Here is a 13,641-nt window from a genome sequence, read left to right as displayed (position 1 = left end):
GCCGTGAATGATGATAGCAAAAAGACCCCAAGCTTGATGCCTAGGGCCTTTTTTAATCAGAAAATCAGCTAAAAAGGTAGCTCACAGATTCTTCTTCATGTACACGGATGATGGCTTCTGCAAGCAAAGGCCCAACCGAAAGCGGAATGAATTTTCCAACTTTCTTGTCATCAGTTAATTGAATACTGTTTGTCACAACCAATTCTTTAATTTTAGAGTTTGTGATACGTTCTACTGCTGGTCCAGACAATACTGGGTGCGTACAGCAAGCATATACTTCAGCTGCTCCATTTTCGACTAGCGCATTTGCAGCAAGTGTAATAGTACCAGCCGTATCAATAATATCATCGATCAGAATCGCCGTTTTGCCTTCAATGTTACCAATAATGTTCATGACTTCAGCAACGTTTGGCTTTGGACGGCGTTTGTCGATAATTGCGATTGGCGCTTTCAGGCGGTCTGCCATTTTACGCGCACGTGTCACACCACCGTGGTCAGGAGACACAACAACGATATCATTTAAGTTCTTCTGTTCGAAATAGTTTGTTAAGATTGGCACAGCCATTAAGTTATCGATTGGAATATCGAAGAAACCTTGGATTTGCGGCGCATGAAGATCAAGCGCAATCACACGTGTAGCACCTGCTGTTTCAAGCAAGTTTGCAAAAAGCTTCGCAGTGATTGGCTCACGAGGTTTTGCTTTACGATCTTGACGTGCATATCCGTAATAAGGGATCACAATATTGACAGTTTTCGCAGAAGCGCGTTTTAGTGCATCCACCATAATGAGCAGTTCCATAATATGCTCATTGACTGGCGCACTTGTTGATTGAATAACATAACAATCACAGCCGCGGATACTTTCTTCAATATTGATTTGGACTTCACCGTCACTAAAGCGTTTAACAGAGCTCTTTCCTACATCAACTCCGATACGATCTGCAATTTCTTTGGCAAGTTCAGGGTTTGAATTCAAAGAGAATATCTTTAAATTCGCATCAGCATAACGATTAGACATGGTAAACCTCCGGGTATTTGGATTATTTTTTATGAATATTTTTCACATAATCTTCTTTATTGACTTGTCTTGCTCTAGCAATAGACAATGCATCCTGCGGTACATCTTCTGTAACCGTTGAACCGGCTGCAACATATGCCCCTTTTCCGACAGTGACTGGTGCAACGAGATTTGAATTACAGCCAATAAATGCGCCGTCTTCAATCTTCGTTAAGAATTTGTTTTTCCCATCATAGTTGACTGTAATGGAACCACAGCCAAGATTTACATCAGTTCCGACCTCTGCGTCTCCAATGTAGCTTAGATGAGATGCTTTGCTACGGTCTCCGAAAACTGTTTTCTTGATTTCGACAAAATTCCCAATTTTTACTTCATCGCCAATTTTCGACAACGGGCGAATATGAGCAAACGGTCCAATTGTCACATCAACTCCAACCTCACTATCGCAGACGACAGATTGCTTAATAACTGTTCGATCTCCGATGATGCTGTCAACAATTTCAGTGTTTGGCCCAATAGTGGCGTCTGCACCGATTTTTACATTCCCTTTGATGACCGTCCCAGGATAAATAACTGTATCTTCACCGATGACAGCATCTGGCGAAATATACGTGTTCTCAGGATCAATCAAGGTCACACCATTCTTCATATGCTGATGATTAATACGTCGCTTCATGAATTGCTCTGCTTGTGATAGAGCGATACGGTCATTAACTCCAAGTGTTTCTTCAAAATGCGGTGTTTGATAAGCTGCAACTGTTTGCCCTTCATTTTTTAGAATTTCAATAACGTCTGGCAAGTAGTATTCACCCTGTGCATTTTCATTCGACACTTGCTCAATCACACGGAAGAGATCTTCATTTGAAAAGCAATAAGTCCCTGTATTAATTTCATTCACTTGACGCTCTGCATCGTTCGCATCTTTATGCTCCACAATTTTCACGACAGCACCTGTTTCGTCACGAATAATACGGCCATAGCCTGTTGGATCATCCGCATGTGCTGTTAAAATAGTGACTTTTGCTTGATGTTTTTGATGCTCGCTTAACATGGCTTCCATTGTTTCCGCTGTCAATAATGGCGTATCACCACAAATGACAATGGTTGTTCCCTTTTCCTGCGCGAGGAACGACTTTGCTTGTTTAACGGCATGGGCTGTTCCCAGCTGTTCTTCTTGAAGTGCATACTCACTTCTGTCTCCAAGCTGCTCTTTCACGTCCTCTGCACCATGACCGACAATCGTCACCAGCTTGGCTAAAGAAAGCTTTAACGCTTCATCTGCCACATGCTCGACCATTGGCTTTCCGCAAACTGGATGAAGTACTTTATATAGCTTTGACTTCATTCTCGTTCCTTTTCCCGCTGCTAAAATCACTGCGAACCGCTTATCCATTGATTGGCCTCCAATATCCCTATTATCCATAGAAAAATATATCCTAAATAAAGACTGATTTCAAGGATACATAAGGAAGTACAATAATTTTCTAACAGATGAAAGACTTAAGAAACAAGAGAAAGAACGCAAAAAAGACAGCATTTAAAAGAAAACATTCATTTTCTCTTAAAGCTGTCTTTTTAGGTTCACGTATGATTAAGAAGCTCCAGCTTCTTCATATTCAATTGTTTCTTCCTCTTCGCCTAAGCGATGATATTCATTTAATACAGCATCTTGGATTTTACCCCGAGTGCTTGAATTAATTGGATGTGCAATGTCGCGAAACTCTCCATCGGGCGTGCGTTTGCTAGGCATTGCAACAAACAACCCATTATTTCCATCAATCACACGAATATCATGAACAACAAATTCGTGGTCCAGCGTGATGGATGCAATCGCCCTCATGCGACCATCGGTATTCACGCGGCGTAATCTTACGTCAGTAACTTCCACAGTAGTTCACCACCTTTTCCCAATATAAAAGCATTACTTAGGTATTCAACGATCGTGGTGATTCTCCTGCTCTTTTTTTAAACTTTTTTTGAAATATCGGGATATTTATACATTATTTGTCATATTCGTGACTACGCTTACATTCTCAGCATAAAAAAAGACATCATGATGATGTCTTTCCCTGCATATGATGAAACCAAACGGCTTTCATTGAGAGTGCCTGTTTATTTCACTAATGCAACTACTTCTATTTCTACAAGCGCATCCTTTGGAAGTCTTGCCACTTCCACACATGAACGAGCTGGCTTATGTGTATGGAAATACTCACCGTACACTTCATTCACTTCAGCGAATTGTTCCATATCTTTGATGAAAACAGTTGCTTTCACGACTGTTTCAAAGGAAGCACCTGCTGCTTCAAGTACAGCCTCAAGATTACGGAATACTTGATGTGTTTGTTCTTTAATATCTCCATTGACAAAATCTCCAGCTGGGGTTAATGGAATCTGCCCTGAGCTGTAAAACATGTTATTGACAATAATTCCTTGAGAGTAAGGTCCAATGGCTGCTGGTGCATGTTTGGTTTGAACAACTTTTGTCATATCAATCTCTCCCATTCAAATACATGTTTAATCAAAGCTTACGCTTTCGAATGAAAAAACTCGTGGAAATTGCCTTCATTGATCTCAATGATTTTTTGCTTCATATCAATGGTAGAAAGCTTTAACAACGAGACATATTCATCGACAAGACGTTCATCTACGCCCTCATCTTCTAAAAGAACACCGATCCCTGCAACATTTGCATTAAATTCCTCAAGCAAATTCATCATGCCGTTAATGGTTCCGCCCGCTTTCATAAAGTCATCAATGATCAGCACATTGGAGCCTTTATCTAAGCTGCGCTTTGCAAGGGACATGGTTTGAATTCGGTTAGACGAACCTGATGCATAATTAATACTGACTGTTGATCCTTCGGTTACCTTATTATCTTTTCTAACGATCACAACAGGCACATTTAAATAACCCGCAACAGAATAGGCAATTGGAATACCCTTTGTCGCAACGGTCATGACGACATCAATCGCACGGTCCGCAAAGATGGTCGCAAACAGCTTACCGATTTTCGCAAGAATCGATGGATTACCTAAAACATCGGTTAAATATAAATAACCGCCAGGAAGTACACGTTCAGGAGTTGATAATGCCTCTCCGATATCGTTTACTACGTCATCTGCTTCTTTTAGGTGAATTTTAGGAATATATTTCACTCCGCCAGCAGCGCCAGGTACAGTAAGCAATGTGCCTATTCCCTGCTGTTCGAAGGTCTGTTTGATAATCGTTAAGTCTTCACTAATGGAGGACTTTGCAGATTGATAACGTTCTGCAAAAAAAGTTAAAGGTACTAGTACGTGCGGGTGGGCTAACAAATAATTTGTTAAGTCCACCAATCTGCCGCTTCGACGAAACTTCATGAACTTACCCCCAGAACCCGAATAATTTATGAATAATATAACTTAATATACGGATTTAATCAAGGGCATTTTGTTCGCCGATCATGCGGACAGCGTATACTTGATCACAAAATCCTCTCAGTCCGTTATATATTCTTTGTACCTTCGATTCATATTGAATCAAGCCAAATACCGTTGGGCCGCTTCCACTCATTAATACAGCATCAGCACCGAAACGCTTCATCTGTCTTTTGATCATATCTACTTCCGGATACATCTTTAATGTCACAGACTCCAGAACGTTACCGAGTGAGCCGCACATCTCTTTATAATCTTTCGCTTCAATGGCTTCAATCATACGCTGTACATTTGGGTGTTCTACTTTGCTTGCGTCATATTGTCTATAAACTTCAGCTGTAGATACCCCAATCACCGGCTTCGCTAAAATCACCCAGCAATGCGGCGGTGTGGCGATATGCTTCAGTTTCTCTCCACGTCCTGTCGCTAGTGCTGTGCCTCCGTGTACACAAAAAGACACATCTGAGCCGATCTCCGCTCCAAGCTCAGCTAGTTCATCTAACGTGAGATTCAACTTCCACAAACGGTTTAAACCGCGAAGCGCTGCTGCAGCATCACTGCTGCCTCCAGCTAAGCCGGCTGCAACAGGTATTGCTTTTGTGATGACAATCGATACTCCTTTTTGAATACCGAACCTTGTTTTGAGTAATTTAGCCGCCTGATAAGCCAAGTTACGCTGATCATCTGGCACAAATCGATTATGAGATGATACACGGATTTCGTCTTTGTCCAGCTCCGTCAGCTCAAGTCGATCTGCAAGGTCTATTGTTGTCATCACCATCTCTACTTCGTGATATCCATCCGGTCTTTTTCCATGGACATCAAGTGAGAGATTAATTTTTGCCGGTGCTTTTTCTAAAATACGCAAACATTTCACCTACTTCTCCATCTAAACATAAGTATCAATATTGTATCACATTTGATGGATCTGATGAATATTGGCTTTTACGCCCAGCACACTGACTTTTTCAGCAAAAAAAGCCAGAGACACCTGAGGTATCCCTGACCATTTTTCTATCGTTGATTCTCATCCTGAGCCATGTGCTGCTGAGCTAATTCGATGGCACGTTTGACCATATTACCTGCGTCACGCGCACGAATTTCTCCCCAGCCTCCATTTTTGACGGTATCATAAAATCCAAGATCCTTCGCCAGCTCGTATTTGAACTCATCTGACATAATGCCTCGGCGTCTACCCAAACGAAACAGCCCCTTTAGTCGAGAATTCGAATCAGTGCCACTGCTTTTGTGGCTTTCTTATTTTGTATCGAATCCTTTCTTTTACCCCTTTCAAAAAATGGACAGACTCCCATTCAGAAAAAAAGGCAAAACAAAAAGCAGTAAACAAGAAGTTCACTGCCCATTAATAGGCGACTGAGCTAGCGGTATCATCGAACGTTAATTCGACCGTCTCAGTCAGTATATCTGCATAACTGTAAGAAACTCTTTCAAACGAATTCTCATCTTGATCTAATTGAATCACAAATACAGAAGGGTACGTTTCAGCTAAAATGCCCGAACGCTCAATTGTTTTACGGCGGCCTCCGTTAGCCTTTAACGTCAAACGTTTACCTAAGTTACCATCAAGCGATCTTTTGATGTCGGACAAAGTCTTCGCCATTGCATCCACCTCACTGAGATAATTATACAACAACGGCCCATTTTTGTCAAATAAAAATTAAATTATATCAACCAACACGAGCCATTGTCAACAAAATAATTTTGACAAACTTCTACCTTTTCTCCTCCCTATTTTTCTCAAATTCCGGTGAATTATGTATCCGTTTGAAATTTCTTTTTACACATAAAAAAAACCAGACTGAAATCAGTCGGGTTATGTCGATTCATGGTCTTTTTTATATGGCATACCTACCCTTAAAACACCCTTCGTCTCGATGCCTCCGAGACCTTTTTCTCTTGTTAATGTATTACGAAGCACATCCCACACATTGATTCGATCTACAAATGGAGTGAAGCTGATCTTCGCAACGATATAGACGGGATCGAGCGCATGGATGTTCACACGTGAAGGTGAGCTTGCAAAATTGGCGCCTGCTTGGATCAATGATTCGAAATGAGATTGACAGGCGCCTGCAAAGATCACAAGCTGATCTAAATGAGGAATTTTCTTTCTTGCTTTTTGAACCGTCTCAACGAAATGACGAGAATGGCGATAGGCACCGATATCATTTACGCCGCCCTTTTGCTTGGAATACGCATCATGCCCTGTAATGACCAAAATATCAGGCCGATATTGATCAAGTAACGAATCGATCACGCTTGGCATTTTCTTCTCATGACAATGCACTCCGTACACAGGTACACCAATTCGTTCATATACATCTAAGCATTTCTTTAAGTATGAAGCATCTCCATCTAAATGAAGGACCTTTCCAGGCATGTGAAAATACTGCTCCTGATGCTGATATTGTCCAGAAGTATAATACTCTTGTTTTTCACGCAGCAGCTGATAATCCTGTCTTAGTAAGTCGAGCGATTCGTTAATTTTCCGTTCGTCGTCCTTTTCCCTTGTCAGCTGCTCCTCTTTTTGAATCAAGACGAGATCCGACATCTTAGCATCAGCAATCAGCCTCACTTCATTCCCATGCAATATGGCAGTGGCTTCGTGCTGATCTGTCTCATCAATTCGAATGATTCGAAACATAATATCCATTTGATAGGATGCCCTCGTCACCATATCTCCTATTTGAAATTGCATGCTGTTCACTCCACAATCAGGCTCATATCCTGTTGGTATCGTCTTTCATATATGCTGTTCTTTCTAGCCTATGCCCGAACAGTTGAAGTGGTGAAAAACAAAAGAAAAAAGCCCTTACGATAGGGCTTTTTGTAAAACATTCGACAAACGGGCAAATTCCTCAATGGATAATGATTCTCCGCGGCGCTTTCCATCAATATCTGCTGTTTGAAGTGCTTCTTCGATGATGGCTTTATGTTTTTTTCCATCAGGGAGATTGTTCATCAAATTATTCATCAATGTTTTCCGGCGCTGGCCAAAGCTTGCTCGGATCAATTGAAAGAAAAACGCATCATTTTCTACTGAGACAGCAGGCGTTTCACGAACAGTCAGCTTAATCACAGCCGAATCAACATTGGGCTGAGGAACAAAAACCGTTTTAGGCACAACCATCACCGTTTTTGCTTCCGTATAAAATTGAACTGCGATAGACAGTGAATTATATTCCTTTGATGAAGGGGCAGCTGCCATACGATCTGCTACTTCTTTTTGCAGCATGACCACAATCCCTTTCAATGGAAGGTTTTCTTCAAGCAATTTCATAATAATCGGTGTTGTCACGTAATATGGAAGGTTGGCTACGACCATCACTTCTTTACAGTCAGCAAAATTCTCCTCGATGACCTTTCTCACATCGGCTTTTAATACATCTTGATGAATGATCGTGACATTATCATATGGAGAAAGCGTATCGTTTAAAATAGGCAATAAACGCTGATCGATTTCAAAAGCGGTGACTTTCTTTGCACGTTTAGCGAGCTGCTCTGTCAATGCGCCGATACCAGGTCCAATTTCAATGACGCCGGTCTCATCTGTAACCTCCGCGTGATCGACAATGCGATCTAAAATATTTGTATCAATTAAGAAGTTCTGCCCTAAGCTCTTTTTAAAAGAGAAACCGTACTTCTTCAGTATTTCCTTCGTTCTGACGGGTGTCGCAATATCTTTATTCATCGGCTTCCTCCTGCATGACGGTCTTTAAGGCCGCAATAAAATCATGTTTGGTTATTTGGAACATGTGAAGGCGCTTTTGCAGCTGCTTCGCATTGGTATATCCTATATTTAAAAGCACTCCTAGTCGTTCGCGGCGGCGTTTCGATGATTCGCCTCCGATAAGGCCTGCGTCAAATAAGTCATCTAAAGTAATGTCACTTTCCGTTACTTCCATTTCTTCATGGACATGGGCAAGACATTCCCGAATACTGTCCAAGGAAGCATGCTCGACACCAATTCCTTTATCCCGCTTCGCCTTCGCAAGATGTTTTGGCAAAAAAGCGTGCTTACAGCCAGGAACTGCCTCTGCGATGGTTTTACGGATCTTCTCACCAGGAAAATCAGGATCTGTTAAAATAATGACCCCTCTCGTCTCCTGAGCAAGACGCACTTGTTGAATGACTGTATCGCCAATGGCAGATCCGTTTGTTTCAATCGTATCTGCATCCACTGCCATCTTCACTCTGGCAGTGTCATCACGACCCTCCACCACAATGATTTCTTTGATTTTCATGTATTCCTCCGCTTGCAAAAACAATCTACATTTTTTGGTTAAAAAACGAAACCTTTCATGCTGCTTTTGCGTCTAATTAATTAGAAAACAGTGCTTCTATTATAACCAAAAAAACAGAGGGTGCGCAAAGCCCTCTGTTCATATAAATGATTTGATGTGTTTATTTGAGTACTCTAATTTTTACTCGTTTATTTCCCCATTGATAAGCTGCCGACTTACTTGGGACGAACACATCAATTTTATTCCCTTTTATAGCAGATCCAGTGTCTGATGCAACGGCATATCCATAGCCTTCCACATACACTTTTGAGCCCAGCGGAATGACACTCGGATCAACTGCTATAACCTTTGCACCTGGATTTGCTTTTAAATTAAAGCCTGTAGACGTTCTGCCCGTACATCCAGCACAGCTCGCTGTATAGGCTGTTGATGCCACATAAAATTCTTTTCCTGACGATTCATTGCTTCGTGAAACCGCAGGGGACGCTGTAGGTTCCTTTTTGGCCACTTGTGTACCAATAGCCACTAATCGGTCCTTACTATCTTTTTCGGTCACTTCTTTAATCAATTCTTTAGACACCACTTTGCCGTTTTCTTTCACAATGGCATAGTGCTTCTTCAATTTACCTTCTTCACCTTTTTTAAGTACCTTCTCTTTCCCTTTTTCAAGAGAATGATCCTTTTTATGTTTGGTATCAAAAGCAATTTTCTCTTCCACTACATCGGTGACTTTTTCCACCCGAGTGATCTTTATATCTGCGCTCTTTTTAGAAAGGTTACTATGTAACGCAGGCTTGATCTTATCGTGCTTCTTGAGCTTCAGCTCTTGTTGCTTTAAAAAGTCAGCGACCGTAGTCGAAGTGGTCCACACTTTTTTATCTTTTCCTCCATCATTTAAGCTGACCTGGAAGGCCTGCTGAACCACAAGATTCATATCCTTTTTTAACTTGTCATTCTTTCCTGGAGTTACTTGATCGTGCTTCCCTATATCTATCTTCTCATTCTTCAATAATGCTCCAACCGTCTGATCTGTAGTCCATATCGTTTTCTCTTTCCCATCTAGGGTCAGATGAACCGGTATAGCCGCATCATACACAATGTTCATATTGTCTTGAATCTTTGTATTTAGACTTGGAGAGATATGATCCTCCGCCTTGGTCCTTATTCCAAGGTCTGAAAGCAGCTGTGCTACTGTCTCTTCATGTGTACGAATTGTCTTCTCTTTACCATTGATTGAAATGGTAATAGACTGCTTAGTGAGCTCATGCGCTCCGTAAGCCGTTCCAGTTCCAGCTAAAAGCAAGCAAACAACTAGTAATAAAACCTTGCCTTTTCCTAGCTTCACAGAAAACAGATTTTTCATTTTTTGTACGATGAAAAACGCCTCCTTCTCCTCGGAGAGATTATATAGAGTATCTCAAAACCTGTCAACCCTTCCACCCACTGTACAAAAATGCTCGATTGTAAACCTATTATGGGAGATTTATGGAAGGAAGGGAAGAAAGACTTATCGACAACTTATCCTATGAGGAGGCGCAAACGTGTAGAACTTTTTCGTTATGTTTCACAATTGGACAAGCTTAAACAAGGATTGACATCATATACTGTCAGTTTATACGGAAAACTTTTTTTGCATTTTTTGTTGTCAATTCAGCAAGCTCTTCAAAGCTGATTTCTCTCAGCTCCGCAATCTGTTCTGCGATATATTTGACATAACTTGGCTCATTACGTTTTCCTCTAAATGGCACTGGCGTTAAGTATGGGCAGTCTGTTTCAATCAAAAGCTTGTCACTTGGTATCTCCTTTACAACTTCCTTTGGCTTTTTGGCATTTTTAAATGTCACGGGTCCACCGAATGAAATATAAAAGTTCATTTCCATACACGCTTTTGCAGTTTCCAGACTGCCAGTAAAGCAGTGCATAATACCTCCAACCTCAGCTGCTCCCTCTTCCTTTAAAATCGCCACGACATCTTCCGTTGCGTCACGATTATGAATAACGATTGGAAGCTTCACTTCCTTCGCAAGAGCAATTTGGCGTCTAAAGACTTCCTTTTGCACATCTTTTGGCGACTTGTCCCAATAGTAATCCAGACCCATTTCTCCAATTGCAACCACTTTTTCGTGTTGAGATAAATCTTTGATCCAAGCCAAATCCTCATCTGTCATATCAATAGCATCGACTGGATGCCAGCCGATAGCTGCATATATGAAATCATACTCTTCAATTAACTCCATCGCCCTCGTAATGGTTGGGCGGTCAAACCCTACCACCACGATTTTCTCAACTTTTTCGCTTTTCGCTCTTTCGATCACCTGCTCTAAGTCTTCATTGTATTGTTCTGCATTTAAGTGGGCATGTGTATCAAATAACATGGTTGATTGCTCCTTTCGACAATTCTCCTAAAAACAAAAGGTGTTCGACGAAATGTTACACGTGGAACACCTTTGTTGATTTATAAAATTTTTGTTCCATTTGCTAGAGATTGATCTACTTCAAGAACCTGCAATTTCCCGCCAGTTTCTCCTGTTAAAATCATTCCCTGGGAAATTTCCCCTCGGAGTTTAACTGGTGTAAGATTCGCTACGCAAACAAGCTTCTTCCCTACTAATTCCTCTGGTTGATAGTGCTTGGCAATCCCAGAGACTATTTGTCTTTTTTCAAATCCAAAATCAAGCTGAAGCTTTAAGAGACGATCCGCTTTTTTAACTGGAGCTGCTTCCAATACCTGTGCAACTCGAAGATCAACTTTTGAGAAATCATCAAATGCAATTTCTGCTCCCAGCTCAGGTAATTCCGTTTCTTCGATTTCCACTTTCTCTTCTTCTACCTTAGGTGCACTTCCCTGCATTTTTTCTTTAATGTAGGATACTTCTTCTTCAACCTCTAAACGCGGGAACAAAGGCTCTCCTTTTTGTACCGTCGCTTGTTGAATCGCACCAAATGATAGGATACTATCCCAGCTTTTGAGCTTCTCTTCTTCAATTCCAAGCTGGAAGAAGATTTTCTCAGGTGTTTTCGTTAGGAACGGCGTTAAGAGTACTGCAGTGATTCGAAGTGATTCTGCTAAATGATACATAACAGAATGCAGTTCTTTTCGTTTTGTTTCATCCTTTGCCAGCACCCATGGAGCTGTTTGATCAATATATTTATTGGTTCTGCTGATTAATGTCCAAACATTTGAAAGAGCCACAGAGAATTCAAGGTTTTCCATCGCCTCTTCATAGGCTTTGACTGTTTGTTCAGCGACTGCTTTCAGCTCTTCATCAAACTCATTAACAGGTCCCTTATAGCTGCTTAAAGTGCCGTCAAAATATTTTTGCACCATCGCAACTGTACGATTAAGCAAGTTTCCTAAATCATTGGCAAGGTCATAGTTTACACGTTCCACGAATCCTTCTGGTGTAAACACACCATCCGCACCAAATGGTACTTCGCGAAGCAGATAATAACGAAGGGCATCGAGGCCATAGCGATCAATTAATGTGACCGGATCTACCACATTCCCTTTTGATTTAGACATTTTGCCATCTTTCATGAGCAGCCAGCCGTGTGCGAAAATTTGTTTCGGCAGAGGCAGATCTAATGCCATCAGCATAATCGGCCAATAAATCGTATGGAAGCGTACAATTTCTTTTCCTACGAGATGTACGTTGGCAGGCCAATATTTTTTATATTTTTCATCTTGATCTGTTCCATAGCCAATCGCAGTTAAATAGTTGAACAACGCATCAATCCATACATAAATGACGTGTTTTGGATTGTTAGGAACTTTAATTCCCCAATCAAAGGTTGTTCTTGATACTGCTAAATCCTCTAAACCTGGTTTAATGAAGTTATTAATCATTTCATTCTTTCTTGATTCAGGCTGAATAAACGATGGATTTTTTTCGTAATAATCGAGCAAACGGTCCGCATACTTACTCATGCGGAAGAAATATGATTCTTCTTTAATTAATTCAACAGGGTGGCCGCTGTCAGGGCTTTTCCCGCCAATGACTTCCCCTTTCTCATTACGCTCAACATCAACAAGCTGTGTTTCTGTATAGAATGTCTCATCAGGAATACTGTACCAGCCCTCATATTGATCTAAATAAATATCTCCTTGATCAAGCAATTTTTGAAAGACTTGCTCAATGATTTTCGTATGTCTTTTTTCCGTTGTACGGATGAAGTCATCATTAGAAATGTCGAGTTTCTTCCATAATGATTGAATGTCTTCTACGACTGGATCTAAATACTCGATCGGTGTGATATTTTGTTCTTCAGCTTTTTGCTGAATTTTTTGTCCGTGCTCATCTGTACCCGTTAAATACATCACATCATAGCCTTGAAGACGTTTATAACGAGCCATAGCATCTCCTGCTACTGTCGTATAAGCATGTCCAATATGTAATTTTCCGCTCGGATAGTAAATAGGTGTTGTCAGATAAAACGTTTTTTTCTTTTCTGGCATGTCGGAACCTCCTGCGTGTGTGTAAATGTCAAAAACTCCCGCCCAATGGACGAGAGCGGTTATCATCATTACATGAAAATGTGTCAGATCAATTCATTCAATTTTGCACTTGTGCTTTCTCTATGATACCATCTTAGCCTTTAAGATCAAGCATATATACATAGAACAAGATGAAATGATCGAAAAAGATGAGTTTTTCGAAAAAAACGACAAACCCGTCGACATTTTGTCGAATATTGTCGTATGAAATCTATTTCCAGATTTACAATTAGCTAAATTAGGGCAAAAGTCTTGTTAATCTGATCTCGTCATTTCTTATATTTTCATAGAAAAAGCCTACAAAATCCTTATACACCAGTAGTTTCAAGGTCTTTTGACTTTAAGAGTCATATTTTACAAACAATAGTAAACAAAATGATTGACGATTTATGGAAACCTTGTTATGCTAGGAATGTAAGGAATTTGTCGAATAATGACGAAGAT

The 13,641-nt window shown here is 40.7% G+C and carries 14 protein-coding genes; all 14 read right to left on the bottom strand.

Annotated elements, in window-relative coordinates; genetic code table 11:
• Nucleotides 1–64 precede the first annotated feature (64 nt).
• On the bottom strand, nucleotides 65–1,018 hold the full coding sequence (locus MHB66_RS00325) for a ribose-phosphate diphosphokinase (RefSeq protein WP_024425641.1): 954 nt from the start codon (nucleotides 1,016–1,018) through the stop codon (nucleotides 65–67).
• Between the two features lie 22 nt (nucleotides 1,019–1,040).
• Complete coding sequence (glmU, locus tag MHB66_RS00320; protein WP_024425640.1) at nucleotides 1,041–2,411, bottom strand: bifunctional UDP-N-acetylglucosamine diphosphorylase/glucosamine-1-phosphate N-acetyltransferase GlmU; 1,371 nt, start codon at nucleotides 2,409–2,411, stop codon at nucleotides 1,041–1,043.
• Nucleotides 2,412–2,609: 198 nt separating this feature from the next.
• Entirely contained in the window at nucleotides 2,610–2,906 is a 297-nt protein-coding gene (spoVG, locus tag MHB66_RS00315; protein ID WP_008357439.1) for a septation regulator SpoVG, read from the bottom strand.
• 224 nt (nucleotides 2,907–3,130) lie between these two features.
• The gene (gene ridA, locus MHB66_RS00310) at nucleotides 3,131–3,508 is read right to left on the bottom strand and encodes a 2-iminobutanoate/2-iminopropanoate deaminase (protein ID WP_024425639.1); all 378 of its coding nucleotides are present in this window, start codon (nucleotides 3,506–3,508) and stop codon (nucleotides 3,131–3,133) included.
• Between the two features lie 38 nt (nucleotides 3,509–3,546).
• Nucleotides 3,547–4,380, bottom strand: coding sequence for a pur operon repressor (gene purR / locus MHB66_RS00305; protein WP_024425638.1), 834 nt, complete (start codon nucleotides 4,378–4,380; stop codon nucleotides 3,547–3,549).
• A gap of 55 nt (nucleotides 4,381–4,435) precedes the next feature.
• Nucleotides 4,436–5,305 (bottom strand): 4-(cytidine 5'-diphospho)-2-C-methyl-D-erythritol kinase, encoded by an 870-nt coding sequence (gene ispE, locus MHB66_RS00300; RefSeq protein ID WP_019743558.1) that lies wholly within the window; start codon nucleotides 5,303–5,305, stop codon nucleotides 4,436–4,438.
• A 146-nt stretch (nucleotides 5,306–5,451) separates the two neighbouring features.
• Nucleotides 5,452–5,637, bottom strand: coding sequence for a small, acid-soluble spore protein, alpha/beta type (locus MHB66_RS00295; protein WP_012008653.1), 186 nt, complete (start codon nucleotides 5,635–5,637; stop codon nucleotides 5,452–5,454).
• A 163-nt stretch (nucleotides 5,638–5,800) separates the two neighbouring features.
• A complete protein-coding gene (locus MHB66_RS00290; protein WP_003217979.1) occupies nucleotides 5,801–6,058 on the bottom strand; it encodes a Veg family protein in 258 nt (85 codons plus the stop codon).
• A gap of 213 nt (nucleotides 6,059–6,271) precedes the next feature.
• On the bottom strand, nucleotides 6,272–7,156 hold the full coding sequence (gene yabG / locus MHB66_RS00285; protein ID WP_024427198.1) for a sporulation peptidase YabG: 885 nt from the start codon (nucleotides 7,154–7,156) through the stop codon (nucleotides 6,272–6,274).
• 114 nt (nucleotides 7,157–7,270) lie between these two features.
• The gene (rsmA, locus tag MHB66_RS00280) at nucleotides 7,271–8,149 is read right to left on the bottom strand and encodes a 16S rRNA (adenine(1518)-N(6)/adenine(1519)-N(6))-dimethyltransferase RsmA (RefSeq protein ID WP_034284149.1); all 879 of its coding nucleotides are present in this window, start codon (nucleotides 8,147–8,149) and stop codon (nucleotides 7,271–7,273) included.
• The gene (rnmV, locus tag MHB66_RS00275) at nucleotides 8,142–8,702 is read right to left on the bottom strand and encodes a ribonuclease M5 (protein ID WP_046314448.1); all 561 of its coding nucleotides are present in this window, start codon (nucleotides 8,700–8,702) and stop codon (nucleotides 8,142–8,144) included. The genes rsmA and rnmV overlap by 8 nt, the downstream gene beginning before the upstream one ends.
• Before the next feature lie 160 nt (nucleotides 8,703–8,862).
• On the bottom strand, nucleotides 8,863–10,065 hold the full coding sequence (locus MHB66_RS00270; RefSeq protein ID WP_041105711.1) for a G5 and 3D domain-containing protein: 1,203 nt from the start codon (nucleotides 10,063–10,065) through the stop codon (nucleotides 8,863–8,865).
• A gap of 244 nt (nucleotides 10,066–10,309) precedes the next feature.
• Nucleotides 10,310–11,077, bottom strand: coding sequence for a TatD family hydrolase (locus tag MHB66_RS00265; protein WP_046314442.1), 768 nt, complete (start codon nucleotides 11,075–11,077; stop codon nucleotides 10,310–10,312).
• Nucleotides 11,078–11,157: 80 nt separating this feature from the next.
• Complete coding sequence (metG, locus tag MHB66_RS00260) at nucleotides 11,158–13,158, bottom strand: methionine--tRNA ligase (protein ID WP_046314439.1); 2,001 nt, start codon at nucleotides 13,156–13,158, stop codon at nucleotides 11,158–11,160.
• Nucleotides 13,159–13,641: the final 483 nt, after the last annotated feature.

Source organism: Bacillus sp. FSL L8-0167, from assembly GCF_038630295.1.
GTDB classification, from domain to species: domain Bacteria; phylum Bacillota; class Bacilli; order Bacillales; family Bacillaceae; genus Bacillus; species Bacillus safensis.
Note: the sequence above shows the minus strand (reverse complement) of the source record. Positions and strands in the feature narration are given on the sequence as shown.